The organism is Paenibacillus sp. M2, assembly GCF_046713495.1.
GTDB lineage: Bacteria > Bacillota > Bacilli > Paenibacillales > Paenibacillaceae > Paenibacillus > Paenibacillus amylolyticus_B.
The window spans coordinates 6681192-6707684 of the sequence record NZ_CP169648.1 but is presented as its reverse complement, the minus strand read 5'-3'; the positions used below and the strand labels follow the sequence as shown (position 1 = coordinate 6707684).

The window sequence follows — 26493 nt, the reverse complement described above, 5'->3', positions numbered from 1 at the left end:
GGACATCCTTTGACGAAAGTGACCAAGGGGTGTTTTTTTGTGTTTATAAATGGAGTATCCACGTATTTTGACCGACGGGTCATTTTTTGGTTTACAAGGTCGTATAATATTTGTATTATATTTGTATAATGTTTTTGCTAGTTACCGCTTAAAGTGTTCTTGGGCGGTTTAATAATAGGCTAGGGGCTAGAGAACTATAGGAATTCCCTACATAGAGAGGTGAGTGGCATGATACCGAATCAACAACGCAAACGTGCAGCTGTGATTGGCGCGGGTCCGGGTGGACTTGCAGCAGCGATGTTATTGTCCGGTCAGGGGTACGAAGTAGATGTGTATGAGAAACAGCCGGTCATCGGGGGGCGTTCTGCCAGATTGGAACTGGGCGAGTATCGATTCGACCGGGGGGCAACATTTTTGATGATGCCTCAGCTGATTGAAGAGATGTTCGACGTCGTGGGACGCAAGTTATCCGATTATGTGCATATGAAAGAACTAACCCCGCTGTACGCACTGAACTTTGGTGATACGGTGTTCACGCCTTCTCGTAATCGGGAAGATACAGCTGCACAGATTAAGGAATTGTTTCCGGGCAATGAAGACAATTACCTTCGGTTCATGCAAGAAGAGGAAGTGAAGTTTGGCAAAGTCATGCCTTTGCTGCGCCGTCCGTTTGGCAAGCTGACTGACTATCTACGCAAAGACGCGGTAACAGCTCTACCTAAGCTTGATGTCCACAACACCGTCTATGGGATCTTGTCCCGCTATTTTACAGATGAGCGTCTACGCTGGGCATTTACATTCCAATCCAAATATCTTGGTATGTCTGCCTGGGATTGTCCGGGCACCTTTACCATATTATCGTTTATTGAGCATCACTACGGATTGTTCCACCCCATTGGTGGCGTGAATCGGATCTTCCAAGCCATGGCTGATGTCGTGGAAGAATACGGAGGACGCATACATACTTCCACCCCGGTGAAACAGGTCATCGTTCGCAATGGTCGTGCAGAAGGTGTGTTGCTTGAGAACGGTGAACGCATCGACGCGGACCATGTGGTGGTGAACGCTGACTTTGCACATGCGGTGAACCATCTGTTCGAACCGGGCGTACTTAGGAAATATACCCCGGAGAAAATGAAACGCAAAAAGTACTCCTGCTCGACAGCGATGCTGTATCTGGGTGTGGATGGTGGAGTGGATCTGCCGCATCACTCGATCTATTTTCCCGAGGACTACCGGTTAAACGTGGATGAGATCACAAAGCACAAAATGTTGTCAGCCGATCCATCTCTATATATTCATAACCCTTCCAGACTCGATTCGACGCTGGCACCGGAAGGGAAATCCGCTTTATATGTTCTCATGCCTACGCCTAATCTTACCGCAGACATCGATTGGGAAGCAGAACGTGAAAATGTGCAAGAGGCCATGTTGAAGCGCATGGAAGGTATTCCTGAGCTGGCAGATATTCGCAGCCGGATCGAAGAATGTATGCTGTTCACTCCACTCGATTGGGAGAATGAACTGGATGTGTACCGCGGAGCAACGTTTAACATGGCGCATAATCTGGGTCAGATGATGTATCTGCGTCCCCATAACCAGTTTGAAGAGTTGAAAAGTGTATGGCTGGTAGGCGGCGGAACACATCCGGGCAGCGGGTTGCCCACGATCTTCGAATCGGCACGGATCAGTGTCAGACTGATTCAGGAAGAGGACGCGCGTACAAGCTCCAAACGATCCTCGTATGTGAAGACGGCAGAAGCCAGAGGGCATTCATGAAGCGGGCCGCTATTGTAGGCGCAGGGATTGGCGGACTTACTTCTGCACTGTTATTGAACCGTCAGGGCTGGGATGTCACTGTCTATGAACGGGGTTCTCGCGTTGGCGGACGCATTGGATATGAGCAGGAAGGGGAATACCGGATCGATCAAGGGCCGACGATTGTGCTATTGCCTGAGATGTTGCTTGGCATCATGGAGGAGGCAGGCGTAGATCGTTCGAAGATTGAACTGCTTCGCTGTGATCCGTTATACAGAGTGCATTACCATAGTGGTCGTGTCATGACCAAGATGACGTCACGTGAAGAGCAGACGGCGGAGATTGAACGTTTATTCCCGGGAGAGAGCCGGGGATTCACACGATTCATGAAAGATATGGACACGTTGTTTCCGGCAGGCCGGGCAGCGTTTCTGGAAAGGGCTTTTCCGCGTAAAAGGGATTTCTTCACCCCTTCGCTCATGTCCCTCATGGGCAGATTGCGTGCACACAAAAGTGTTCGGAAAGCGGTAGGCGATTATTTTGAGCATGAGGAATTGCTTGATGCATACTCTCTGCAAAGTCTATACATCGGTGGATCACCGTTTGGAACGCCAGGTATCTATTCCCTTTTGCCTTACGCAGAGCATGAATATGGTATCTGGATGGTGAAGGGCGGGTATGCAGCATTACCGGCCATTCTGGAACAGGAACTGATCTCACGTGGTGGACGTGTTGTGCTGAATGCGGAAGTTACCGGGCTCACGATTAAAAACGGTGTATGTGAAGGTATAGAAACGGTAGCAGGCGCAGAAAATGTGGATGCAGTTATCTACAATGGCGATTTCCCCCATCTTTCGGGTTTGCTTGGTCAAGCACCAGAGGTAGCGCGTAAAAGAAAGCCATATCGTCCCTCTTCCGGATGTGTATTGCTCTATGTGGGCGTGGACAAAACCTGGGAAGATGCAACGACGCACCAGTTCTTCCTGCCCCCAAGTCTCGAAGGCAGTTTACAGGAAGTGTTCAATCAGCGACGCATTCCGGCAAAGTCCTCATTTTACGTATTTAATCCGGTCGCATTGGATGAGGCGGCAGCGCCTTCAGGACAGAGTGTATTGTATTTCCTCATTCCCGTACCCGATGCCGAAGGTGTCGACTGGGAGCAGGAGAGCGAGCCGTTGGCAGAACGTGTACTGGAAGAAGCGGAGCAACGTGGATTCCCGGGACTTCGTGCAGCGATCAGGTGGAAAAAGGTGCGCACACCCGCTGACGCAGAGCGAGACGGGCTCTATGGGGGCGGAAGCTTCGGTATTGCGCCAGTGTTGTTCCAGTCCGGTGTATACCGTCCGCAACCCAAACCATTCCCGAATATCAAGGGATTATATGCCGCAGGAGCATCTGTACATCCTGGAGGCGGAGTGCCGATTGTGATGCAAAGTGCACGTATGGCCGTCAATCAACTCATGAAGGAGATGGGAACATGAATGAAGCGATTTTGAGCAGGTGTGAAGAGTTGATGCAAAAGGGTTCTTCCTCTTTTTATCAGGCCTTTAGAGGGCTGCCAAGTCCACGTCGGGAAGCGGTATATGTCATTTATGCCTTCTGCCGCATGATTGATGACAGTGTAGACGAGCCGGAATATTCGCCATATACGATTCACGAGATCCATGATTTGTTTGATCAGTTGGATGACGCGGAAGGACACTTTATCTGGCCAGCACTGAGATGGTTGTTCAGCAGTTTTCCTCATCTGGATAAGGGCCCATTTTTCCGTCAGATGGAAGGGCAGCTCACAGATCTTAAAGTAACGCATTATGCAACGATGCAGGAACTGGAGCATTATTGTTATCTGGTGGCCGGGACCGTAGGCGAGATGTTGTTGCCGGTATTGCGGGATGATAACGGCGCAGAAGTAGCCGTGAACGGGATTGCTTTGGGTAAAGGGATGCAGATCGTTAATATTATTCGGGATGTTGGTGAAGATCGGGCCAGAGTGCGCCGGTATGTTCCGCTGGAGATCATGGAGAAGCATGGTTACTCCGAGCAGGACTTCGAAGACGGGATCGTGGACGAACGCTTTATTGCCATTATTCATGAGTTAAAAGCGGCAGCATTGAACTGGTTCCGTATTGGCATGGATCGATTGGATACTTATCCGACGGAAAGTGCGTTTTCGATTGAGCTGGCAGCGGCCTTTTACTCCACCATTCTACACGCGGTTGAGCGTAACGACTATGACGTATATACCAAACGGGCATATGTTAGTGATGAATTGAAACTGGAGATGCTGGGTGCGATTGTGAAACGTTACCCGATGCTGGCCTATCAAGCCTCCCGAACGGCGGTATCCTGATGATCCAGTGGCTTTACTGGGCTTGGTATGTCATTGGAGCAACCTTGATGCTGACGATCGGCGTGCCGGATGTGTTGTCCTTTTCAAATGGATTATTTCTAATCTTCTACGCATTGTATGTGCTGGATCTGATCTACCAGGGGCGCAATCGGACAGGTCTGTCCGACCAGTCAGTCATCTGGTTGAAACCCGGGCTGTGGATCGCTTCCGTGATCATCTGGTTGGGTGGTATGGGCGTGGAGTGGGTAGGGGTGCATACGCATTGGCCCTTTGGTGAGTATGCTTACTCTGACTTTTTCGGGATTCATCTGTTCAGTGTGCCTGTTACGCTGGGTTTCGCCTGGATCGCAGTGGTGGGTAACTCGGCGCTGTTAAGTGGCGGGGGTTCAACCTGGACTGGAAAACTGCTTCGAGCCGTGAAGACCGGGTTCTGGGCGGTGGTTCTTGATCTGGTACTCGATCCTGTCGCGCATGCAAGAGGATTCTGGGAGTGGCAGGCTCCAGGTGGATTCTACGGGGTCCCGTGGACCAATTACATAAGCTGGTTTATCATGGGCGCATTCCTGTCCCTGTTCCTTCCGGCCATGCCTGGTGACCGTAGCTCATTGCTGCGTGCAAAATGGTTGTATCAGCTCTTTATTCTTCTATTCGGCCTACTCGCCCTGAAGGAAGGAATTACAGGCAGCTTTATCATCGCCATTGCAGGAGTGCTTCTTGCGGAAGGGAGCTGGCTGTATGATTCGCGCCGTAAAATCAAAACCGTTTAACCATATTTTTGCCTTATACAATCACTATTATCTGCTGCGTCGGCGCTTCCGCTCCTTCACGCTCACGGGGTCACTGGACCCGCAGGTGGACATCAGGGACAACTCCCCGATTGATCCGACTCGTCCGGTGATCTATTTCATGAATCACAGCTCCTGGTGGGATGGTCTGCTGCTCTATCATGCGGCCAGGCAGACATCGCGGGGTGATCATTATGTGATGATGGAGGAGCAACAGCTTCAGCAATATGTTTTTTTCCGTAAATTGGGTGCGTATTCGATCAATAAAGAGAGTGCGTCCGGTATTCGGACTTCTCTACAGTACACCAGTGAGCTGTTGAATTCGGGCAAAAGGGTCTGGATTTTTCCGCAAGGAGAAATATTGCATCAGGAGGCCAGACCGATTCGGTTCCGTCCAGGCATCGGATTGTTGCTTCGTCGCTCTCCGAATGCCATTGCCGTACCGGTAACCTTGTGCCATGGGATGGTTCAGCATGATCTACCGGAAATCTCGATGCAGGTAGGCCCGCCTGTGATGGAAGACTGGAAGGCATGGAAGAGTGAAGAGATTGCCACCAGACTTGGTCATGTGCTGGAACGGCAGTTAGACAATCACAGATCAGAGCTTGTACGGCTGGGGCAGGGAAGTTTGCCAGATGCGCTTCCGCTGATTCGTCATGGACGTTCGACAAGTGAAAAATACGATGCCACGCGAAAGCGGGTGAACCGTTAGGATGAATACATCTGAAATCTTCTGGATTGTGCTTACAAGCATATTGGGAATACAGTTGCTGTTCGCTCTATGGAACGTCTCCTGTCTGCCCAAAGTACGTTCATTCCGGTCAGACAAGATACAACCCCCAGACCTGATGGTCTCGGTACTGATCCCGGCCAGAAATGAAAGACTACATATCGAAGGATGTCTGGAAAGTGTGCTCGCGAGTGATACGTCGGGATTCCGGATGGAAGTGCTGGTGCTGGATGATCGCTCCGAAGATGAGACAGCCGCCATGGTCCAGGCAATCGCGGAGCATGATGAACGTGTGCGACTGCTGCATGGTGTCGATCTTCCCGAGGGCTGGATGGGGAAATCCCATGCGTGTCACAGGCTGGTTCAGGAGGCCAAGGGAGAATGGTTTATGTTTGTGGATGCGGATGTCCGTCTCGAGCCAAGTGCCATTCGGCAGACTCTTGCGGCAGGGTGTGAGCAGAGCGGGGGGCTTATAACCGGTTTTCCTTATCAGGTAACAAAGACATGGATGGAAAAGCTTGTTGTGCCCATGATGGTCTTCACCATCATCAGTCATCTGCCCATATTCATGATACGCAGATCATCCAGTCCGATGTTTGTGGCCGCTACGGGGGCTTTTTTGCTGATTCATCGCTCCAGTTACGAAGCATCCGGCGGTCATGCTGCCATTCAGGCACATCTGGTGGATGATATGAGTCTCGCCAAAGCAGTCAAGCGTGCAGGTCACCCGGTGATGCTGACCGATGTGCATGATGTAACGAATACCCGCATGTATCAGAACGGTGTTGAAGTATGGAACGGATATAAGAAAAACATGTACGAAGGTATGGGGCGCAAAGACGTACTGCTGCTTGGCACGATGTTAATGTATACGCTGATGTATATTGTGCCTCCCATGGGCTTGATTATAGGATTAATCTCAGGTAGTTCGACGTCCATTCTGTATGGAGTGTTAGGAACATTACTAGGTATGGCTGTGAAAAGAGTAGCGGATCATGCTGGCGGACAGCCCTGGTGGCTTGCCCTTCTGCAACCGGTCAGCATGGCCTGTGTCATTGCCATCGGACTTGCTTCCTGGCAGGCAGGCCGCTCCGGCAAGGGGTATGTATGGAAAGGTAGGCGGTATAATTGAAGGGTCACATGAGAGGTAACGTCACAATTATTGGTGCAGGATTCGGAGGTCTGTCATGTGCGATCCGATTGGCTTCACAAGGTGTGCAGGTGACCATTCTGGAACGACAGGATCATGTAGGTGGCAAACTGCAACAGATTGAGCGGGACGGGTATCATTTTGACCGGGGACCAAGCACAATCACGATGCCATCCACTTTTCGTTCCGTCTTCGACTATGCAGGTGTAACAATGGAAGATTACGTACAGCTATATGAGTTGGAGCCACGCACGCGTAATGTATTTGCAGATGGCACAGTGGTCGATTTGTCAGGTAATCGCGGGTGGATGAAGGAACAGATCGCGGCGTACAGTCCGGTGGATGCGGCTCATTATGATGCATTTATGGATGAGTCTGCCGCACTGTATGCGGAAGCCAATCGTCATTTTCTCGGTAAGTTGTTGCTGTCTCCTTCTGACAAATACAATCTTCAGATGCTGCGCAGTCTGCTCCGCGTGCGGCCAACGGTGAAGCTGGATAAGTTGCTGCGTTCGTATTTCCAGCATCCGCATACACTCGCTATGTTCGGGCGGTACGCGACCTATGTGGGATCATCGCCGTATCAGTCTCCTTCGATCTTTGCCATGATGGGTCATGTGGAAGCAGAGTTGGGCATCTACGGGGTCAAAGGCGGAACCTATCAACTGATTGAAGGCATGACTCGATTGGCACAGGAAAAAGGTGTACAGATCATTACGGGCATAGAGGTCCGGCAGATTGTTGTCCGAGATGGCAAAGTGGCAGGCGTGGATACGGATCAAGGCTTCCGCGAAGCCGATCAGGTGGTTGCCAATGGAGATGTGCTTAGCGTGAATCGACTGCTGCTCGCACCGGAACATCGGAAAGAGATGAGTGATGCCCGCATACGGAAGTATGAACCATCCATTTCGGGATTTGTGACGTTAGCAGGTGTGCGAAAGCAATACGATGCACTGCTGCACCATACCGTCTTTTTCCCGGAGAAGTATGAACCGGAGTTCGACCATATTTTCCGTGACCGTAAAATGCCAGACGATCCTACGATCTATATCTGTTATTCCGGTTATTCCGAAGCAGGCATGGCTCCGGCGGGAGCCAGCAATCTGTTCATTCTCGTCAATGCCCCCTACTTGTCTGATTCGTGGAATTGGGAGGAACAAACGGAACGTTATGGAGCGTTTGTGCTGGAACAGTTGGCGGCGAGGGGAATTACCGGGTTGAATGAATCCGATGTGTTGATCCGGTACACACCGCGAGATATCGAACGGGATACGTTGGCGCATCAAGGGTCGATCTACGGCATCTCCTCCAACTCCGTGAAGCAGACTTTCATGCGGCCGGGCAACCGAAGCAAAGATGTACAAGGACTTTGGTACGTAGGCGGTACAACACATCCAGGCGGCGGAACCCCGATTGTGACCTTATCCGGGCAGCTTGTTGGTGAGCAGTTGGCATCGGAAGTCTTGAGATAAGTTCGTTGTGCAGGATGATGGAGTGAAATGTTCTGTTGATCCATGTGCGTGTGCATCGTCCGTGCTAACCAGAGCTTTGAAGGTGCTACGGAAGATCCGTGTTTTTGAGTAGGCATAAGATAGTGGTGCTCCGAGATTTAACTGAGATTTTGGTGTCGGGGCATCCTTTCAATAGATGGTTTGGAACGTTATACTGGATAGAGTTAAACTGCTGATCTGCAATGCTTATAGGATTAATGTTTTTGTCTTTTGCAAAAGACGTATATACATAGAAGTAAGGGACGGGCAGGTTATCCTGTCGATCCGCACGATTCTCACATAGGAGGTCTCATCATGAATGAACAAGAGCGAGCCGGCGAACGGCTGCTTCCCGAAGTGGCTACGGGAGAACGGAAGCTAGAGCACGTGCGCCTCTGTCTTGAGGAGAATGTGGCAGGAGAAGGGGTAACCAGCGGTATGGAGCGGTATGCGTTTCGCCATCACCCACTGCCGGAGCTGGATTTTGAAGAGGTGCATCTGGAGACTTCGTTTATTGGCAAAAAAGTACGCACACCCTTGCTCATCAGTTCGATGACGGGTGGAAGTAAAACAACGGGCGCCATCAATGAGCGCCTCGCTCGAGTAGCAAACGCCAGAGGCTGGGCGCTCGGCGTAGGTTCGATCCGGGCTGCCGTGGAACAGCCGGAACTTGCGAGTACCTTCGATGTGCGGCGCTGGGCACCGGACATCCCGGTCATTGCCAACCTGGGCGCGGTGCAGCTGAACTATGGTTTCACCACGGCTGATTTCCATCGTGCCGTAGATATTGCGGGTGCGGACATGCTCGTGCTTCATCTGAACACGTTGCAGGAAGTTTTCCAGCCGGAAGGTAATACTAACTTCAGCGGATTATTTCAGCGGATTGAGAACTTGTGTCGTGAGTTAGACGTGCCTGTTGGCGTAAAAGAAGTAGGATTTGGCATCGATGGTGTGACGGCCCAACGCTTATATGAAGCTGGTGTTGCATTCATTGATGTGGCCGGTGCAGGTGGTACAAGCTGGGTACAGGTAGAGAAGTACCGCAACAATAACCCGGTACGCCGGGCAGCAGCTGAAGCTTTTGCCGACTGGGGCATTCCGACAGCGGAGTGTATTCAGGAAGTACGAGGGCTGAATCCAGCGGGGGCCCTGATTGGCAGCGGTGGACTGTACACTGGCGTGGATGCAGCCAAAGCCCTCGCTCTCGGTGCGGATCTGGCTGGTTTTGGCCGATCTCTGCTTGAATCTGCGGTCGCTTCGGATGATGCGCTAAATGAGCGGTTGGAACAGGTGGAGTTCGAGTTGCGTACCGTCATGTTCGGCATTGGCTCAGGGCGGATTGAGGATTTGAAGCAGACGTCACGTCTGGTGGAACGGCGGTAGGCCGGGGTTGAAATGATGGTGATATAAGCTTCATTAGGAGTTATTTAATTATATATTTTGAGTCTACTCATATTGCTTGCTAGATAATCTGGAACATAAATAGTGTAGAGGATACTTCTTAAGAAGTATCCTCTACACTATTTATAATATTAAAATTGTTGGGCCCTTATAATCATATCCATTTTATGATCTGTTGAACTATAGATATAAACTTTGACGTTTGTTGTGCCTATAACACCTATTCTTGTTGTTTTTTGAGTCCCTTTCTTGATTGGGATGTCAATGGGGGAAAGATTGCCCACGGTAATTTTGGCATAAATAGTATCCGTACTATTGTTTTGAATCCAAACATCTGCATCTTCTCCATTGTCAGGAACCAATGTGAATGATTTTTCGTACGCATTGTAACTGCTGTAATTGAATGGTCTGATAAGCTGTACATCCATTGGATTGATAATCGAATCCTCAGTGTTCTCCATAGTGATTGGAGAAGTAGTAAGGGCATCTTGCACTCTATCCTCTACATCAACAGCACTAGCTGGATGTGCAGAAAGTAATATGGACAAAGCTACGCTTGCACCTAAAATTATGTTGAATAACAATGTGATTTCCTCCTTATTCATTGTTATGTAATAATGTTTCAATTACTTACATAATCGTTTTGTCGAATTATTACATACATTCATCTTTCACGGTGACATTCTCATTGGTTACAGTAACGTAGGAATTGCCGGACAAGTATTCCGTATAACCGCAGACCGTTTTATTATAGGTTTTTCCGCGGCTGTCCGTAAACGCCAAGGATACGGCCCCCTCCCCAGAGAGTTTCAGCTGTGGGGCGAATTTCATCTTTGCTCCGCTGGAAATATCCTTATCGACTACGTAGGTGGAGCCATTCTCATTGTTGTTTAACGAGTTGTCGCCTTGGACCAGGCTAGCTTGAATATTGGTGAGGTCATAGTCGGACTGATTATGGATTGTGATCCTTAAGTGACGAAAGGGATCGATTGCATTCAGAAAGCTCATAAAAGCGACGATGGCGATTCCGAGTATGATAGCGGACAAGATAATAATTTTCTTTTTGGAGAATCGGCGACGTGTGTTCAGTATGATCCACTCCTTTCCTTCATGAGGTATAAACAATGGGTAGAGATCAAAAGTTATAAATTAAATGGATAAATATGAAAACTGAAGTTCGAATCCTCAGAATAACTTCATGCGCTTATTGGGAGAAAAGGATACAATAAGATACTAGTAGTGCAAAAAGGACTGCACAGAGATCATACATAATTAAGATCACTTGAAATAAGGAGGGGAAAAAGTTGAAACTTTCTCCAATGAATCAGGAAGATTATGCGAGTTTTCGCATTCGATCGATTAAAGACTTTGCACAGGAAAAAGTAGAAGCGGGCACCTGGGCTGAGGAAGAGGCGCAGCAACTGGCCGAGGAATCTTATGAACGTTATCTGCCAGAAGGCTTGAACACACCCGGAGCGTATCTCTACAATCTGATGCATCCTGTAGACGGAAATGTAGGGTATATCTGGTTTAATATCACGGATAATCGTCGTGGCAAAGATGCATTTTTGCTAGACATTGTGGTTGAAGAAGCACACCGCGGTAAAGGGTATGGAACAGAGACGATGGAGGCGCTTGAACAGACGGCCTTGAGTCTTGGCGTGGATCGCATTGGCCTGCATGTGTTTGGACATAATGTGCGGGCGAGCAGCCTGTATCGCAAGATGGGATATGAGGTAACGGATCTGACGATGTATAAGGAAATCAAAGGGTAAACCAATAGCGGATGGGACTCTGGTCGAATTGGCGAAGTTCCTTGATGCCTTGAGGTTTGTCATATATAATGTATAGGATTATCCATACCGAACAAGTAATCAATGAGGAGTTGTCATATACATGGCTTTGAAAGCTGGAATCGTAGGTCTGCCTAACGTTGGTAAATCTACATTGTTTAACGCAATTACACAAGCAGGTGCCGAATCGGCAAACTATCCGTTCTGTACAATTGACCCTAACGTGGGGATCGTTGAAGTACCCGACGAGCGTTTGGACAAACTGACAGAACTCGTTGTACCTAAGAAAACAGTACCAACGGCGTTTGAGTTTGTAGATATCGCGGGTCTGGTTCGCGGTGCGAGCAAAGGTGAAGGTCTTGGTAACAAGTTCCTTGCCCACATTCGTGAAGTAGATGCAATTGTACACGTGGTACGTTGCTTTGTTGATGAGAACATCACACACGTCGATGGCAAAATTGACCCGGTGAGCGACATCCAGACGATCAATCTGGAGCTGATCCTGGCCGATATCGAGAGTGTTGAGAAGAAAATCGATCGCTCCAAGAAAAACATGAAGGGCGGCAACAAGACTGCCTCTCAAGAAGTAGAAGTATTGGAGAGAGTGAAGGCTGTTCTGTACGATGACAAGCCGGCACGCAGCATGGAACTTACGGATGATGAGCTTCTGATCGTGCGCGATCTGCACTTGCTTACCCTGAAGCCTGTTCTGTACGCAGCCAATGTAGCTGAGGATGAAATCGGCGACGTAGCGAACAATGCTTACGTGCAAAAAGTAAGAGAATTCGCAGCTGCTGAGAACGCAGAAGTGGTGCCAATCAGTGCGAAGGTTGAAGAAGAGATCTCTGAGCTGGAAGGCGAAGATAAACAAATGTTCCTGGAAGAACTCGGTATCGAGGATTCCGGTCTGAACCTGTTGATCAAAGCGGCTTACAAATTGCTCGGTCTGTACACATACTTTACAGCAGGTGTACAGGAAGTTCGTGCTTGGACAATCCGCAAAGGTACCAAAGCACCTGGCGCAGCAGGTGTCATTCACACCGACTTCGAGCGCGGATTCATCCGTGCAGAGGTGGTTTCCTACGACGATCTGGTTGCAGCGGGTTCCATGAACGGTGCCAAAGAGCGCGGACAACTTCGTCTTGAAGGTAAAGAGTACGTTGTAAATGACGGCGACGTTATGCACTTCCGTTTCAACGTATAATTCCTAAACCGTTCACTATGGTTTAAAAAATGGTTATAGCAGCCCTGTTATCTTCTTTGGAAGATAACAGGGCTTTTTATGTTTTTGATCGCTATATATTGTGTACAAGCACTGGATTGATCGCGCGTAGTGGATATAATAAAAGGAAAAGACACAATCCGAAATATGTAAATAGAATTATTTTTGTAATGCGCGTCGAACAGTTACTATTCAGAACCATAAGAATATGCTATAATTAAGAGTCGTATACCACGTTAAATTCGCGCTGTAACAGATGAGTTGAAGCGAGTTTCATACAGGGTACACGATTTCTTGATATCAACTTTAAAAGTAAAGGATTTGATGACGTTGTAGCGATGTTATACGTCGATCATACATGAATGTGAATACATGCTGCGGTCAGGGGATTCGTGAGAATCCTGTGCGTTGTGGAATATAGATTATAAATGTAATTAATGTTGAATTGAAATGATTATTGAAAATGTGATGTGCTTGGACAAAATAATGCGTGAGGTGACTATACATGTTGGATAAATTACAGGCGTTAGCCGACCGTTATGACAAGTTGAGCGAGCTTTTGTGTGACCCGGATGTGGCAAGTGACAACAAAAAGTTACGGGAATACTCCAAAGAACAATCCGATCTGCAACCGACTTATGAAGCGTACAATGAATACAAACAGGTAAGTCAGGATCTCGAAGCTGCAAAGGAAATGCAGGGTGAGAAACTGGATGATGAGATGCGCGAAATGGTCAAAATGGAAATAGACGAACTGAGCACTCGTCAGAAGGAACTGGACGAATTGATTCGTGTGCTTATGCTACCAAAAGATCCGAATGACGACAAGAACGTTATTGTTGAGATTCGTGGAGCAGCTGGTGGAGATGAAGCAGCATTGTTTGCAGCAGATCTTTATCGGATGTACACGCGTTATGCAGATGCACAAGGCTGGCGTGTAGAGCTGATGGACGTTAACACAAATGATCTCGGTGGATTCAAAGAGGTTGTTTTCCTGATCAACGGACGTGGCGCATACAGCAAAATGAAATACGAAAGCGGCGCACACCGTGTGCAGCGTATTCCAACAACTGAGTCTGGCGGACGTATTCATACATCAACTTCAACGGTTGCGGTTATGCCTGAAGCCGAAGATTTTGATATCGAAATTCATGATAAAGACATCCGTGTGGATACGTTCTGTTCCAGTGGTGCCGGTGGACAATCGGTTAATACCACGAAATCCGCAGTACGGGTAACGCACGTTCCAACGGGAATTGTTGCGACATGTCAGGATGGAAAATCACAGAACTCCAACAAGGAAAAAGCGTTGCAGGTTCTGCGTACGCGTATCTTCGATATGAAACGTATGGAAGAGGAAGCGAAGATCTCTGTTGAGCGGAAGAGCAAAGTGGGAACGGGCGACCGCAGTGAGCGTATTCGTACGTACAACTTCCCGCAAAGCCGTGTGACGGATCACCGGATCGGTCTGACGATGCACAAGCTGGATCAGATCATGAACGGGGAGATTGAAGATATTTTGTCTGCACTGACCATTGCTCAGCAGACTGAGATGATGGATAGAGGAGAATAATCTGTGACCCGCGCGCAGTTTGTCATGACGCCGGAACAGAGCTGTCGGGAAGCCTTCGTGGAGGCTTCCTCTTTTTTGGAAAAGTGCGGCGTGTACGAGCCGCAAAACAATGCTCGGCTGCTGCTGGAACATGTACTCGGCGTTTATGGCGCCGCGTACTACATGATGCAGCCGGAGCCTTTTCCCAGCGAGCATCGCAGCCGCTGGGAGGACGCCGTCACGCGCAAGGCTGCGGGTGAGCCGGCGCAATATATTATCGGCAGCCAGGAATTCTATGGGCTGCCGTTCGAGGTCACGCCGGCCGTGCTGATTCCGCGGCCGGAGACCGAGCTGTTGGTCGAAGCTGTGCTGCGCGAAGCCGACCGCGTGTTTCCTGACGGCGCTCCGCTCGCCGTCGATATTGGCACGGGCAGTGGTGCCATCGCGGTGACGATGGCTTCACTGCGCCCGCGCTGGCAGGTCGGCGCCGGGGATCTCTCGGCGGCTGCCCTGCAAGTGGCCGCGCGGAACGCGGCCGCGAACGGGGTACAGATCGACTTCCGTGAAGGCGATCTGCTGGCCCCGTTCGCCGGGGCACGGGTGGACATCTTGGTGTCCAACCCGCCTTACATCCCGGCGGCGGATATCGCCGGGTTACAGCAAGAGGTGCGCGATCATGAGCCGCGCATGGCATTGGACGGCGGTCCGGACGGGCTTGCACCGTACCGTATCATGCTGGAGCAACTGTCGCTGCTGCCTGCGCCGCCGCAGATTATTGGTTTTGAGCTGGGCCAGGGGCAGGCTCGCGACATCGCGGCTCTGCTTGAATCGGCGGGACATTGGCCGGAAATTATCATTGTACCGGACCTTGCCGGAATCGAGCGGCATGTCCTGGGTGTTCGTACTTCGGAACAGGTGACGAAAATGTAAGGTTCCGCGGGTTTTCTTTTTACCGTGAAATCCTCTACAATGAGATATACCGAAGATTTCTGAATGCTTGGGGGAACATAATTACATGCTGCACAAATTTAAAAAGATAGACTATTCTATCGTGTTTATACTTGTTATTCTGATGGTTATCAGTATTTTGTCAATTTACAGTACAACGTTTGGTCGTCCGAAGCTGGAGGGACTCCCGAAAAGTGCAGTGATCTTTTATATTTTGGGATTCATCGTCTTTTTTGGAATGTCGATGATCAACTATAAATTCATAATCAAAAATTATTTATATATCTATGGCGTGGGTATGTTACTGCTCATTTTCGTAATGTTTTTTGGTAAAGAGTATTACGGTGCAAAAGGTTGGCTGTCCATCTTCGGGGTCAGTTTGCAACCAGCTGAGTTGTTCAAGCTATGTCTGATTGTGTTTTTATCGGCCTTTTTGGCCCGAAAGAAGAATCGTCCGCTCTATTTCGGACGTGATGTTATTCCGATCTCACTCTGCGTTCTGCCGCCATTACTACTCGTATTGCTTCAAAATGACTTGGGAAATGCGTTAAGTTATGTTGTCATTCTTGTGGGCCTATTATGGATCGGCAACATTAAATTTACGCATGCCCTCATTGGTTTTATTATTGCTGTGGCTACCTTTATCGGTGGTACACAGGCATATATTCATTATCATGATGAGATTGTTAAATTCCTGAATGACATTGGACGTTCGCACTGGGCAGATCGTTTTGACCCCTGGCTTGTACCAGAGTTGACCTCAAGAGATGTACTCTGGCAGACGTATAATGCAAAGCTTGCGATTGGTTCTGGCGGGATTACGGGCAAAGGTTATATGGAAGGCACAACGATTCAGTCGAATCGGGTGCCGCTGGCCTATGCTGACTCCATCTTTGTGCAGATTGGGGAAGAATTTGGTTTCATCGGTGCTTCGGTACTGCTTCTCCTGTACTTTATCCTGATTCACAGGCTGGTGCTGATTGCACTGGAGTGTAAGGATCGAGCGGGGCCTTATCTCATTGTTGGGATTATAGCGATGCTGCTCTACCAGATCTTTGTTAATATTGGCCCATTTATTGGTCTGATGCCACTGACAGGGATCACACTGCCATTTATCAGTTCGGGCGGTACCTCCATTATGCTCAACATGATTAGTATGGGGATTGTGATGAGTATCAAGGTTCACACGGAAGAGAACGAAGATATTCTCGGCTCTTCGGAACAACCGAGTATTACCGATCTGGTGATGAAAGTGCTGAGACGCAAGCCATCCCAGCAGGAGCAATAACGTTCTCGAATCAAACCTTGAAATAGCAACGTCAGATATTCGTATTTAAGCCGCTTAACAATAGAACCCTTAAACAGATCAGCCCTATTCACTTAGGGGTGAATGTTTTGGGGTTTTTATTGTTTTAAGTGTGGGAGACAGGCCGTTGAATGGTTGAATAGTCATCCTGAAAAGATCCAGATTTCCATTTTATTATCCAATTATATACAATGGTAATATTGAGTTCAATTGGAAATGATAGATTGTTAGATTTCAGGGGGATGGACGGAGTCATGTTGAGAATGTTGAAAAAGATGGATGGTGTGATTCTCTTTGTAATGCTGTTGCTCATGATTATTAGTGTATTTGCGATTTATAGCGGAACGCAGACAGATGCCAACTTGGCGAATCACCATGTCAAAACAATTTATTTCTATGTGGCCGGGTTCATTGCGGTGCTTGTGATCGGGCTTGTGAATTACAAGTTATACGTGAAATATGCGTTTTATTTGTATGGCTTGGGAATTATATTGCTGATCCTGGCTAATGTCCTGGGCAGTTCGATCAATAATGCTAACGGCTGGCTGAAGCTGGGCGACAATTTTTCTTTTCAACCGGCAGAACTGTTCAAGATGATTCTGATTCTGTTTCTCGCCCATTTGATCGTGAAGAGACAACGAGGCACGCTGAAATTTTGGAGAGATATTGTGCCGATTGGCTGTTGGGCGTTTATTCCGTTTGCCCTTGTTATGGCTCAGAATGATTTGGGGAATGCGCTGGGGTATGTAGTAATTTTGGCTGCGGTATTCTGGATCGGAAATATGAGGCTGAAGCACGCATTGATTGCACTGGCGATCGTGGGGGTAGCGTTCTTTGGTTTTGTTAAAGCCTATACTTTCTACCATGATGAAGTGTTCACCTTTCTTGAAAAGATAAAAAGGGAACATTGGGCAGAACGGATTGATCCTTGGCTTGTACCGGAAAAGGCTACCTCCAAAGCTTCCTGGCATACGAAAAATGCAGGTTTAGCCATCGGTTCTGGGGGCATCATCGGCAAAGGTTACTTGCAAGGAACATCCGTTCAGAGCGGACGAGTCCCCTATACGTATTCTGATTCCATTTTTGTTGTGATCGCAGAGGAGTTTGGCTTTGTTGGTGCATCCGTACTGATTCTGTTGTACTTTATTCTGATTCAACGTATGGTGCTGATTGCTCTGACTTGCAGAGAACGCGCAGGACCCGTCATCATTGTTGGTATTATCGGAATGTTATTGTATCAGGTATTTGAGAACGTGGGAGCGTTCCTCGGACTGATGCCACTCACAGGTATTACGTTACCGTTCATCAGTTACGGCGGCACCTCTTTGCTCATTAATATGGCTTGTATTGGGGTGGTCATGAGCATTAAGTTGTATGGACAGGAAGAGGAGGATGAACTTCTGATGGGGGAGCAGCAACCTCGGTTGTCGGAACGTTTATGGAATATGCTCAAGAAAGAGAAAAGTGTTGTGTAACTGTTGAGTCGGTCTGGGTGAGAAGTAAAACGGTGGAGCGTATAAAATTGATCGTTGGTGGAAATGAAGAGGTTGATTTGCCCTGTAACCAGGTGCGGATCAGCCTTTTTAACATGACTGGTGAGCGAATGTATATCATAGAATCGATTTAGTAGATTTATTACAAATGCTAGGTTTACTTCCGATTCTCCCGGGCATACTGATAGACATGAGAGAGTTGCAGGCAACGTGATCAGAGAGTCGAGGGGGAAAACGGAATGAACAGACGAATTGTTAAGCAAGTTGGACTTATTATTGTATGTCTTATGATGATTATCATGATGTGGGAAGGTCAGAAAACGGATGCAGCTGTGGCGGCCACAGCAATTCCGGAACAATCGATTCGCTTGCGTATTCTAGCAAACTCGGATGCACCGGGAGATCAATTGGTGAAACGCGAGATTCGGGATGCTGTCGTTGCTCAGATGGGCGAGTGGGTAGCCGAACTGGAGAATCCGCAAAGTCTGGATGAAGCGCGCAAGGTTATTCGTGAGCATTTGTCCGAGATTGAGAATAGAGTAGGAGAAGAGTTGCTCAGTCGCGGTTTAAATTATGAGTATCAGGTGGAGTTGGGTTCTGTTCCGTTCCCGACCAAGCTGTATGGGGGCACTGTGTATCCTGCCGGGGATTATGAAGCTGTTCGGATTACGCTTGGCGAAGGCAAAGGTCAGAACTGGTGGTGTGTGTTGTTCCCGCCGCTGTGCTTCATTGACGCAGGGACTGGGGATGCACTGGCGAAACCTTCAACGGTATCAGCCGCAGCGGCTGAACCAGGAGATGCCGAGGCATCTGTGCAGGGAGACACACCGGAAACGAGATTCTTTCTGTGGGATATGGCCGTGAAACTGTGGAGTTGGGTAACTGGATTGTTCGCATAACAACGAATTTATACTATGGTAAAGGGCGACTTCGATTATGGGAGATGCCCTTTTGATATGAATTGGTGGTGAATTTCTGGGCGAAGTTTGAAGGGCATCCGAGTTGAGTCAGGTATGTTATAATTACTTATATTGAATATGGATATGAACTAACCTATTTGAAGTTTAGGAATGATGATATATGAGCAGAGAAAACGAAAAATTGCAACACACCTCTGAGATGAGGGATGGTAGAGAAGACCGTGATACGAAAGCTCCGGTAGAACTGGTCACTGAGATGTGGGATGTACGCGTCTTGGTGAGCGCTGAGAACGATCACGGATTGGGTAATATTGAATTGTTGGATGTGAAAAAGGGGAGCGCCGATCAACAGGCGCTCGCCGACTTGCAGGCTGCCGCAGCCTGCATTCGTCAAGGTCAGACGGTAGCCTTTCCGACCGAGACGGTCTATGGCCTGGGTGCTGATGCGCGTAGCACGGCAGCCGTGGAGGCTGTATTTGTCGCCAAAGGCCGACCTTCCGACAATCCACTGATCGTGCATATTGCGCACCGTGACCAGTTGGATGCTCTGGTCACGGAAGTGAACGAGACAGCCGAAGCGCTGATGGCGGCCTTCTGGCCGGGACCGCTGACACTGGTGCTGCCGGTTAGGCCGGGGGCGGTGTCGCCACGTGTCACCGCCGGTCTGGATACGGTGGCCGTGCGCATGCCGGACCATCCGGTGGCCTTGCAGTTGATCGCGGCGGCGGCATGCCCTGTGGCTGCGCCAAGCGCCAACCGCTCCGGGCGGCCAAGCCCGACACTCGCAGCCCATGTGCGCGAGGATCTGGATGGCCGCATCGGCGGCATTGTGGACGGCGGCCCCACCGGGGTGGGCGTCGAGTCCACGGTTGTGCAGGTCGGTGACGACGGTACCGTCACCATCCTGCGCCCTGGCGGCATTACGGCGGAACAACTGTCCGCCGTTGCCGCCCGTGTCGCCACGGACCCCGCGCTACTCGCGGAGGGGGCCGATGGCGTGGGCAGCCCGGCGCCGCGCTCGCCGGGCATGAAGTACACGCACTACGCACCCGCAGGGGCGCTGTGCGTGGTAGAGGGGCCGCCCGCAGCGGTGGCGGCCTGGATCAGCGCCGCCCTCGCAGAGGCGGCGCAGCGCGGAGAGCGCACCGCCGTGCTGGCGTTCGCTGAGCACGCGGAGCAGTACCACGCCGATGCCGTGTTCTCGCTGGGTGACGCCAGCGAGCTGGAGGAAGCAGCGCGTCGGCTATACGCCGCGCTGCGCAGCTGCGATGAGCAAGGCGCCACATATATTGTGGCTGAAGCCTGCTCACGCGAAGGGCTGGGAGCAGCCGTCATGAATCGGCTGCTCAAGGCTGCGGGGAACCAACTCATCCAAGTTGGCAACCAGCAACCCTCTTAACCTCTCCTGATCATACAGTCAGGAGAGCTACGTACTCTTTTCCAAAACAAATCAATTAAAACATCTCATCCACATGCACACAATCCAGCCTTATGCGTCATGGAGATGGAGTAATCCGTCGCCGTTTGCCTTTCATCGGTCATGTTTAGGTCCTTGTCCGCATATCGTGTACAAGAACCTTTACGTGACTTGGGGGTATGGGGATGTGGGATGTGTCTGCCCATGTAGGGCAGTTGGTAACCATTTTGATCATGGCTATTGCGCTTGGCCTCGATGCGTTCTCACTCGGGATCGGAATTGGCATGAAGGGCATTCGGCTGCGGGATGTATTGCGAATCAGTATTGTTACGGCGCTATTTCATATCATCATGCCGCTCATCGGCATGTATATGGGCAAATACGTCAGCTCCCTGCTCGGTGACATTACGACGTATGCGGCAGGTGGATTGCTTGTTCTGTTAGGTGCTCATATGATTCTGAATGCATTCCGTGAAGGCGATACCAAGCTGGTGGACCACCGTTCCCTGCTCGGCGTTGTTTTGTTCTCCCTCAGCGTAAGTGTGGATTCGTTCTCCGTTGGCGTTTCCTTAGGGATGTTTAGCAGTGATCTGATCTTGACGGTACTTGCCTTTGGTGTTTGTGGCGGGGTGATGTCGGTTATGGGTCTGCTATTAGGCCGTCGGGTGAGCCAGAATCTTGGGGATTACGGTGAGGCCATTGGTGGCGCAATCTTGCTTGCGTTTGGACTTTTGTTTATATTTTAGAATAAAACTTGAGATATCATATCATTCGCATCATATGTAAAATGGGGAGGCTAACACAATGAAACATATTTTATTCGTATGTACTGGAAATACGTGCCGCAGCCCCATGGCAGAGGGGCTTTTGCGAAAACTGGCATCGGAGCGCGGCATTCAGTTAGAGGTTCGCTCTGCAGGTGTGGCAGCAACGTCGGGGATGCCGATCTCCCGACATGCTGAAGCGGTTTTGAGAGATCATAACGTTGAAGGTCCACCTCATTCCACACAGCTTAGCTCTAACCTGGTAGGTTGGGCCGATCTGGTTCTTACATTAACACGGAGTCATAAGCAGCATGTCATGCAGGTTTTTCCCGACGCAGTCCACAAAACCTATACATTGAAAGAATATGTGGAGGATGATGAACAGGTATTAAGTGATGTTCAGGAGTTGGACAGCCTGTTTGCAACACTTGAGATGAAACGTGCCCTTGGGCAAGAGATCCTGGCATCGGAGCGGGAGCGAGCCATTGAGATTAGACAACGAATTCCAAGTTTCGACATCTCCGATCCGTTTGGGGGAAGTCGTGATGATTACAATATAGCTGCAGCTGAGATTCGGACGGCATTGGACCGGCTTTTGGATAAGCTGGGATAATTCTGATCCTGCGGGGCAGGTTATAGAAATAGGACACGTGATGTAAATTAACCGTTGATTTTAAACGCGTGATGTTTTATGATGAAGGGGAAAACAGGGATCCGGTGTAACTGGCGACGAAGTGGGCATAACCACGATGGAGCACCGGAACAAACGGCCGGTCGCCTGGGCAAAAGAGCAATTCTGCGTTACCCGCAGACTGCTCTTTTTTTCGTCTTTCATCTGATTATTCGCTATAATAGTACCTGAGATGCCGTTCAAGAATACGAAGGACAGCCAAGAGACAGCGGGCATGATTTTATCGGGAGGCGATGATAGGATGACTATAGAGTTAGATTCGGAACAACCCGGATTGCAGGAACAGACCGCGTCTATTCTGCATGAACTGGCGCTTGCCGGACAGCTTGGGCCTGGACAGATCGTTGTGATCGGTACAAGCACAAGTGAAGTCGCAGGCGCTCGGATTGGTACGAGTGGTGCCATTGAAGTGGCGCAGCAGCTTCTTGCGGGTATACGCGAGGTGCAGGAGGAATTCGGTTTTGACACGGTATTCCAATGTTGTGAGCATCTGAACCGTGCGCTGGTCATGGAACGTTCTGTGCTTACTCGTCTTGGATTGACCGAGGTTGGTGCTATACCCGTGCCCAAGGCCGGAGGTTCAATGGCATCCGCAGCATATCGTTCGCTGACCGATCCATGCCTGGCTGAACATGTGCAGGCCCATGCGGGTCTGGACATTGGGGAGACGATGATTGGGATGCATCTCCGGCATGTAGCCGTACCCTATCGTACAGCGCTCCGTTACGTTGGAGATGCACGTGTGACCACAGCGTTGACCCGTCCGAAGTTGATTGGCGGCGAACGCGCGGTGTATCGTATGGAAGAACAACCAGATTCAACATTTTGTGACTAACATATTCAACCTACTTCACTATACTTGGGAGGAATTTAATCATGGAACAATTGCGCAAGAATGACCCGGCAGTACTGGAAGCGATGAATCTTGAACTGAAACGTCAACAGAACAACATCGAACTGATTGCATCCGAGAACATCGTAAGTGAAGCAGTAATTGAAGCAATGGGATCTGTTCTGACCAACAAGTACGCTGAAGGATATCCAGGTAAACGTTACTATGGCGGTTGTGAGCATGTGGACATCGTTGAAGACATCGCGCGTGATCGTGCAAAAGAATTGTTCGGAGCAGAACACGTGAATGTTCAACCTCACTCCGGTGCACAAGCGAACATGGCAGTATATCTTGCAGCGTTGAAACCTGGTGATACTGTACTTGGTATGAACCTTGCCCATGGTGGACACCTCACACACGGTAGCCCGGTTAACGCCTCCGGTTTGCTGTACAACTTTGTAGCATACGGCGTACAGGAAGATACATTCCTGATTGATTATGATGAAGTACGCAAAGCGGCTTTCAAACACCGCCCTCGTCTGATCGTTGCAGGTGCAAGTGCATATCCGCGTACCATTGATTTTGAAAAGCTGGCTTCCATCGCCAATGATGTAGGCGCTTTGTTCATGGTGGACATGGCTCACATCGCAGGACTGGTTGCTGCTGGTTTGCATCCAAACCCGGTTCCACATGCGCATTTCGTAACAACAACTACACACAAAACGCTGCGTGGACCTCGTGGGGGTATGATTCTGTGCCGCAAAGCGTGGGCAGCAGCGATTGATAAAGCGGTATTCCCTGGTTCCCAAGGTGGCCCTCTGATGCACGTGATCGCTTCCAAAGCGGTAGCATTCGGAGAAGCATTGCAACCAGAGTTCAAAACATATGCACAGAACGTCGTGAAAAACGCACAGGTTCTGGCTGAAACACTGATCGCTGAAGGATTGAACATCGTATCCGGTGGTACAGATAACCACTTGATGCTGATCGACACACGCAGTGTGAACATCACAGGTAAGGAAGCTGAGCATGTGCTCGATTCCATCGGTATTACTGTGAACAAAAATGCCATTCCATTCGACCCTACAAGCCCGTTTGTAACGAGTGGTATTCGAATTGGTACACCTGCTGCAACTTCCCGTGGCATGAACGAAGAAGCGATGGTTGCTATTGGTAAGATCATTGCCAAAACACTGAAAAATCCAAAAGATACGGCGAAGCTGGATGAAGCTCGTGCAGAAGTGACTGCACTGACAGACCAATTCCCACTCTATACCGACCTTAAATACTAAAAAAATTTGCTCATGCTGCTTTCTTTTGAGTTTGTTTAAATTGGAATACAAAAGACGAAGCTGGCAGAATGCAACCGGAGAAGCGAAGCGCTCGCCTTTATCCCCTGATTTTCTCCTTTTATAGGAGATCAAAAAAATCAGGGGATAACAGCGATCGAAGGTGCAATCTGTTTGCGGAGCATCACTTGTATTCATATTTTTCCCACTCAACGACATAACAGCAGGAGCAAAACAGGACCGGATGGATCATTTTCCGGTCCTGTTTTTTATAGGATTCGGTAATCTGTAATGATTGGGTGCCCTTTGATGGTGTAATTCGTTGTTGGTGATGATATAATATACAGGATTTATCGAGCCCATGAATGGTGGCTAGGTATATTTGGAAATGCTGAACATGAAGAACTTACCGGAGGGACAAATTAAATGGGAAAATTAGTAATATGTGATCACCCTTTGATTCAACACAAACTGACGTTTATACGCGACATGCGTACGAATACGAAAGATTTTCGTGAATTGGTGGATGAAGTGGCAACGTTGATGGCTTATGAGATTACAAGAGATGTTGAACTGGAGACGATTGATGTACAGACACCTGTAGCTGCAACACAAGGTAAAGTCATCTCTGGACGTATGCTCGGACTGGTGCCAATTCTGCGCGCAGGACTCGGAATGCTGGATGGCGTTGTGAAATTGTTGCCAGCGGCAAAAGTTGGACATGTTGGTCTGTTCCGTGATCCGGAAACACTGCAACCGGTAGAATACTACACCAAACTGCCTACAGACGTGACAGAGCGTCAATTGATCGTAATTGATCCGATGCTGGCAACGGGCGGTTCGGCGATTGCAGCTATTGATGTGCTCAAAAAACGTGGCTGTACCCAAATCAAAATGATGAACCTGGTTGCAGCACCGGAAGGCGTAAAAGCTGTGCAGGATGCACATCCCGATGTGGACATCTATGTAGCAGCATTGGACGACCGTCTGGATGATCATGGTTATATCGTTCCAGGGCTTGGAGATGCAGGAGACCGTTTATACGGCACTAAATAAGCATATCGCATGCTTTGTAAGAGGTTGTTCAAAAAGTCCAATTTTGATTACGAAGGATGCCCAAGGGCATCATCGGCATCGAATATGAAATTCAGCCGAAATGAGCGGTAGGCTTACGAAGTATGTTTCCGAAGGAAACATTTTGGTTGCTCACGTAGTTTTCCCTACGCTCCGCTACTCCATTTCTACCTTCATTCCATATTCTTGGTACTGAAAACCGGACTTTTTGAACATGAACTTATAGAAAAGGGGCTTTGCTCGAATGTCCAACAAAATTAAAGTCATGACGATCTTCGGGGTGCGTCCGGAAGCCATCAAGATGGCTCCGCTTATTTTGGAATTGCAGAAACACCCTGAGTCTATTGAATCTATTGTTTGCGTAACTGCGCAGCATCGCCAGATGTTGGATCAGGTACTTGAAGTTTTCGACATTCATCCCGATTATGATCTGGATGTAATGAAAGACCGTCAGACATTGAATGAGATTACAATTCGTGTGCTTGGCGGTCTGGATCCAGTGTTAGCCGAAGCTAAGCCGGATATTGTACTGGTTCACGGGGATACATTAACTACCTTTGTAGCGAGCTACGCAGCATTCTTGCAACAGATTCAGGTAGGGCATGTAGAAGCGGGGCTGCGGACGTGGAACAAGCTGTCTCCATATCCGGAAGAGATGAACCGTCAGCTGACAGGAGTACTGGCTGATCTACACTTTGCGCCTACGGATTGGTCTTCTTCCAATCTTGCCAAAGAAAATAAATCAGAGTCTAGTACGTACGTCACAGGCAACACGGTAACAGATGTGTTTCAATATACAGTACGGGAGGACTACACACACCCGGTACTTGATTGGGCCCAAGGCAAACGCCTTGTGCTGATGACAGCTCATCGCCGTGAATCTCAGGGCGAGCCTCACCGCAACATTTTCCAGGCCGTCAAACGGATTGCCGACGAATTCGAAGATATTGCCATCGTGTACCCGGTGCATCCAAGTCCTGCTGTGAAGGAGCCGGCTCACGCGATTTTGGGGAATCATCCCCGTATTCAATTAATTGATCCGCTAGACGTGGTGGATTTGCATAACTTTTACCCGCACACTCACTTGATTTTGACCGATTCAGGCGGTTTGCAGGAAGAAGCTCCTTCGTTTGGTGTGCCTGTGCTCGTATTGCGCGATACAACAGAACGCCCGGAAGGTATTGAAGCCGGAACGCTGGAATTGGTAGGTACCGAAGAGGAACGTGTGTATGAACGGACCAAAGCTCTGCTTACAGACAAAACCCTGTATGCAAGCATGAGCCAGGCTGCCAATCCATACGGTGATGGACATGCTTCGGAAAGAATTGTCAATGCGATTTTGCATCATTTCGGTGTAAATAGTGAGCGTCCGGAATCATTTCACAGAAAATTCAAAAAATAATACATTTTTTCTGACGGATTTATAAAGGGCAAGCATACAGTTAAACTGTACGGTTTACGCGGGTTTATGGGCTTTGAGGGTCTGTATTCCCGTCGTTTCCCCCTTTAAAACGCTAAAATCATTCAA

Annotated in this window: 25 protein-coding genes and 1 riboswitch; of the genes, 23 read left to right on the top strand and 2 right to left on the bottom strand. The window is 49.1% G+C overall.

The genetic code is table 11. The features are described 5' to 3' along the window. Positions 1 to 228: 228 nt before the first annotated feature. The 8 genes from ACETMN_RS30600 to fni all read left to right on the top strand — a co-directional run bounded on the left by ACETMN_RS30600 (position 229) and on the right by fni (position 9646). On the top strand, positions 229 to 1779 hold the full coding sequence (locus tag ACETMN_RS30600) for a phytoene desaturase family protein (protein WP_411735492.1): 1551 nt from the start codon (positions 229 to 231) through the stop codon (positions 1777 to 1779). Next, the gene (locus ACETMN_RS30595) at positions 1776 to 3239 is read left to right on the top strand and encodes a phytoene desaturase family protein (RefSeq protein ID WP_411735491.1); all 1464 of its coding nucleotides are present in this window, start codon (positions 1776 to 1778) and stop codon (positions 3237 to 3239) included. The genes ACETMN_RS30600 and ACETMN_RS30595 overlap by 4 nt, the downstream gene beginning before the upstream one ends. Further along, complete coding sequence (locus tag ACETMN_RS30590) at positions 3236 to 4108, top strand: phytoene/squalene synthase family protein (RefSeq protein WP_411735490.1); 873 nt, start codon at positions 3236 to 3238, stop codon at positions 4106 to 4108. Before ACETMN_RS30595 ends, ACETMN_RS30590 begins: the two co-directional genes overlap by 4 nt. Further along, positions 4108 to 4875, top strand: coding sequence for a carotenoid biosynthesis protein (locus ACETMN_RS30585; protein WP_091012919.1), 768 nt, complete (start codon positions 4108 to 4110; stop codon positions 4873 to 4875). Before ACETMN_RS30590 ends, ACETMN_RS30585 begins: the two co-directional genes overlap by 1 nt. Then, complete coding sequence (locus ACETMN_RS30580) at positions 4844 to 5605, top strand: lysophospholipid acyltransferase family protein (RefSeq protein WP_411735489.1); 762 nt, start codon at positions 4844 to 4846, stop codon at positions 5603 to 5605. The genes ACETMN_RS30585 and ACETMN_RS30580 overlap by 32 nt, the downstream gene beginning before the upstream one ends. Before the next feature lies 1 nt (position 5606). Next, positions 5607 to 6755: a glycosyltransferase gene (locus ACETMN_RS30575; protein WP_411735488.1), complete on the top strand. Its 1149-nt coding sequence runs from the start codon at positions 5607 to 5609 to the stop codon at positions 6753 to 6755. An 8-nt stretch (positions 6756 to 6763) separates the two neighbouring features. Next, a complete protein-coding gene (locus ACETMN_RS30570; protein WP_411735487.1) occupies positions 6764 to 8245 on the top strand; it encodes a phytoene desaturase family protein in 1482 nt (493 codons plus the stop codon). A gap of 333 nt (positions 8246 to 8578) precedes the next feature. Further along, the gene (fni, locus tag ACETMN_RS30565) at positions 8579 to 9646 is read left to right on the top strand and encodes a type 2 isopentenyl-diphosphate Delta-isomerase (RefSeq protein WP_411735486.1); all 1068 of its coding nucleotides are present in this window, start codon (positions 8579 to 8581) and stop codon (positions 9644 to 9646) included. A gap of 149 nt (positions 9647 to 9795) precedes the next feature. Here fni and ACETMN_RS30560 read toward each other — a convergent pair whose 3' ends face one another. Further along, complete coding sequence (locus ACETMN_RS30560; RefSeq protein WP_091012930.1) at positions 9796 to 10248, bottom strand: hypothetical protein; 453 nt, start codon at positions 10246 to 10248, stop codon at positions 9796 to 9798. 70 nt (positions 10249 to 10318) lie between these two features. Continuing rightward, positions 10319 to 10711, bottom strand: coding sequence for a hypothetical protein (locus tag ACETMN_RS30555; RefSeq protein ID WP_411735485.1), 393 nt, complete (start codon positions 10709 to 10711; stop codon positions 10319 to 10321). Between the two features lie 257 nt (positions 10712 to 10968). Between ACETMN_RS30555 and ACETMN_RS30550 the strand changes: the two genes are divergently transcribed. The 15 genes from ACETMN_RS30550 to wecB all read left to right on the top strand — a co-directional run bounded on the left by ACETMN_RS30550 (position 10969) and on the right by wecB (position 26367). Continuing rightward, positions 10969 to 11439 (top strand): GNAT family N-acetyltransferase, encoded by a 471-nt coding sequence (locus tag ACETMN_RS30550; RefSeq protein ID WP_256974928.1) that lies wholly within the window; start codon positions 10969 to 10971, stop codon positions 11437 to 11439. Positions 11440 to 11560: 121 nt separating this feature from the next. After that, the gene (gene ychF, locus ACETMN_RS30545; RefSeq protein ID WP_017691917.1) at positions 11561 to 12661 is read left to right on the top strand and encodes a redox-regulated ATPase YchF; all 1101 of its coding nucleotides are present in this window, start codon (positions 11561 to 11563) and stop codon (positions 12659 to 12661) included. Positions 12662 to 13184: 523 nt separating this feature from the next. Then, positions 13185 to 14252 (top strand): peptide chain release factor 1, encoded by a 1068-nt coding sequence (prfA, locus tag ACETMN_RS30540; protein WP_076209786.1) that lies wholly within the window; start codon positions 13185 to 13187, stop codon positions 14250 to 14252. A gap of 24 nt (positions 14253 to 14276) precedes the next feature. After that, a complete protein-coding gene (gene prmC, locus ACETMN_RS30535) occupies positions 14277 to 15161 on the top strand; it encodes a peptide chain release factor N(5)-glutamine methyltransferase (RefSeq protein WP_091013280.1) in 885 nt (294 codons plus the stop codon). Positions 15162 to 15246: 85 nt separating this feature from the next. Further along, positions 15247 to 16467 (top strand): FtsW/RodA/SpoVE family cell cycle protein, encoded by a 1221-nt coding sequence (locus ACETMN_RS30530; protein ID WP_091012935.1) that lies wholly within the window; start codon positions 15247 to 15249, stop codon positions 16465 to 16467. Between the two features lie 272 nt (positions 16468 to 16739). After that, a complete protein-coding gene (locus ACETMN_RS30525; protein ID WP_411735484.1) occupies positions 16740 to 17960 on the top strand; it encodes an FtsW/RodA/SpoVE family cell cycle protein in 1221 nt (406 codons plus the stop codon). A 17-nt stretch (positions 17961 to 17977) separates the two neighbouring features. Next, positions 17978 to 18112, top strand: coding sequence for a hypothetical protein (locus ACETMN_RS30520; protein ID WP_411735483.1), 135 nt, complete (start codon positions 17978 to 17980; stop codon positions 18110 to 18112). A 105-nt stretch (positions 18113 to 18217) separates the two neighbouring features. Further along, the gene (spoIIR, locus tag ACETMN_RS30515; RefSeq protein WP_411735482.1) at positions 18218 to 18877 is read left to right on the top strand and encodes a stage II sporulation protein R; all 660 of its coding nucleotides are present in this window, start codon (positions 18218 to 18220) and stop codon (positions 18875 to 18877) included. Between the two features lie 220 nt (positions 18878 to 19097). After that, positions 19098 to 20297 (top strand): L-threonylcarbamoyladenylate synthase, encoded by a 1200-nt coding sequence (locus ACETMN_RS30510; RefSeq protein ID WP_411736448.1) that lies wholly within the window; start codon positions 19098 to 19100, stop codon positions 20295 to 20297. A gap of 203 nt (positions 20298 to 20500) precedes the next feature. Beyond that, positions 20501 to 21061, top strand: a complete 561-nt coding sequence (locus tag ACETMN_RS30505; RefSeq protein ID WP_076209792.1) for a manganese efflux pump MntP family protein — start codon at positions 20501 to 20503, stop codon at positions 21059 to 21061. A 58-nt stretch (positions 21062 to 21119) separates the two neighbouring features. Further along, positions 21120 to 21692: a low molecular weight protein arginine phosphatase gene (locus tag ACETMN_RS30500; protein WP_091012945.1), complete on the top strand. Its 573-nt coding sequence runs from the start codon at positions 21120 to 21122 to the stop codon at positions 21690 to 21692. Positions 21693 to 21788: 96 nt separating this feature from the next. Beyond that, a riboswitch (ZMP/ZTP riboswitch) is annotated at positions 21789 to 21870 on the top strand. A 141-nt stretch (positions 21871 to 22011) separates the two neighbouring features. After that, positions 22012 to 22605 carry a TIGR01440 family protein gene (locus ACETMN_RS30495; RefSeq protein ID WP_047840701.1) on the top strand — a complete coding sequence of 198 codons (594 nt, stop codon included), beginning with the start codon at positions 22012 to 22014 and terminating at the stop codon, positions 22603 to 22605. 41 nt (positions 22606 to 22646) lie between these two features. After that, a complete protein-coding gene (glyA, locus tag ACETMN_RS30490) occupies positions 22647 to 23894 on the top strand; it encodes a serine hydroxymethyltransferase (RefSeq protein WP_167483715.1) in 1248 nt (415 codons plus the stop codon). 423 nt (positions 23895 to 24317) lie between these two features. Further along, positions 24318 to 24947, top strand: a complete 630-nt coding sequence (upp, locus tag ACETMN_RS30485) for a uracil phosphoribosyltransferase (RefSeq protein WP_017691929.1) — start codon at positions 24318 to 24320, stop codon at positions 24945 to 24947. Between the two features lie 262 nt (positions 24948 to 25209). Then, positions 25210 to 26367: a non-hydrolyzing UDP-N-acetylglucosamine 2-epimerase gene (gene wecB, locus ACETMN_RS30480; protein ID WP_017691930.1), complete on the top strand. Its 1158-nt coding sequence runs from the start codon at positions 25210 to 25212 to the stop codon at positions 26365 to 26367. Positions 26368 to 26493 lie beyond the last annotated feature (126 nt).

Excerpts from the sequence above, each read along its gene's own strand:
- ACETMN_RS30600 (WP_411735492.1), top strand. The coding sequence starts at position 229 with ATGATACCGAATCAACAACGCAAACGTGCAGCTGTGATTGGCGCGGGT.
- ACETMN_RS30595 (WP_411735491.1), top strand. The coding sequence starts at position 1,776 with ATGAAGCGGGCCGCTATTGTAGGCGCAGGGATTGGCGGACTTACTTCT.
- ACETMN_RS30590 (WP_411735490.1), top strand. The coding sequence starts at position 3,236 with ATGAATGAAGCGATTTTGAGCAGGTGTGAAGAGTTGATGCAAAAGGGT.
- ACETMN_RS30585 (WP_091012919.1), top strand. The coding sequence starts at position 4,108 with ATGATCCAGTGGCTTTACTGGGCTTGGTATGTCATTGGAGCAACCTTG.
- ACETMN_RS30580 (WP_411735489.1), top strand. The coding sequence starts at position 4,844 with ATGATTCGCGCCGTAAAATCAAAACCGTTTAACCATATTTTTGCCTTA.
- ACETMN_RS30575 (WP_411735488.1), top strand. The coding sequence starts at position 5,607 with ATGAATACATCTGAAATCTTCTGGATTGTGCTTACAAGCATATTGGGA.
- ACETMN_RS30570 (WP_411735487.1), top strand. The coding sequence starts at position 6,764 with ATGAGAGGTAACGTCACAATTATTGGTGCAGGATTCGGAGGTCTGTCA.
- fni (WP_411735486.1), top strand. The coding sequence starts at position 8,579 with ATGAATGAACAAGAGCGAGCCGGCGAACGGCTGCTTCCCGAAGTGGCT.
- ychF (WP_017691917.1), top strand. The coding sequence starts at position 11,561 with ATGGCTTTGAAAGCTGGAATCGTAGGTCTGCCTAACGTTGGTAAATCT.
- prfA (WP_076209786.1), top strand. The coding sequence starts at position 13,185 with ATGTTGGATAAATTACAGGCGTTAGCCGACCGTTATGACAAGTTGAGC.
- prmC (WP_091013280.1), top strand. The coding sequence starts at position 14,277 with ATGACGCCGGAACAGAGCTGTCGGGAAGCCTTCGTGGAGGCTTCCTCT.
- ACETMN_RS30530 (WP_091012935.1), top strand. The coding sequence starts at position 15,247 with ATGCTGCACAAATTTAAAAAGATAGACTATTCTATCGTGTTTATACTT.
- ACETMN_RS30525 (WP_411735484.1), top strand. The coding sequence starts at position 16,740 with ATGTTGAGAATGTTGAAAAAGATGGATGGTGTGATTCTCTTTGTAATG.
- spoIIR (WP_411735482.1), top strand. The coding sequence starts at position 18,218 with ATGAACAGACGAATTGTTAAGCAAGTTGGACTTATTATTGTATGTCTT.
- ACETMN_RS30510 (WP_411736448.1), top strand. The coding sequence starts at position 19,098 with ATGAGGGATGGTAGAGAAGACCGTGATACGAAAGCTCCGGTAGAACTG.
- ACETMN_RS30505 (WP_076209792.1), top strand. The coding sequence starts at position 20,501 with ATGTGGGATGTGTCTGCCCATGTAGGGCAGTTGGTAACCATTTTGATC.
- ACETMN_RS30500 (WP_091012945.1), top strand. The coding sequence starts at position 21,120 with ATGAAACATATTTTATTCGTATGTACTGGAAATACGTGCCGCAGCCCC.
- ACETMN_RS30495 (WP_047840701.1), top strand. The coding sequence starts at position 22,012 with ATGACTATAGAGTTAGATTCGGAACAACCCGGATTGCAGGAACAGACC.
- glyA (WP_167483715.1), top strand. The coding sequence starts at position 22,647 with ATGGAACAATTGCGCAAGAATGACCCGGCAGTACTGGAAGCGATGAAT.
- upp (WP_017691929.1), top strand. The coding sequence starts at position 24,318 with ATGGGAAAATTAGTAATATGTGATCACCCTTTGATTCAACACAAACTG.
- wecB (WP_017691930.1), top strand. The coding sequence starts at position 25,210 with ATGTCCAACAAAATTAAAGTCATGACGATCTTCGGGGTGCGTCCGGAA.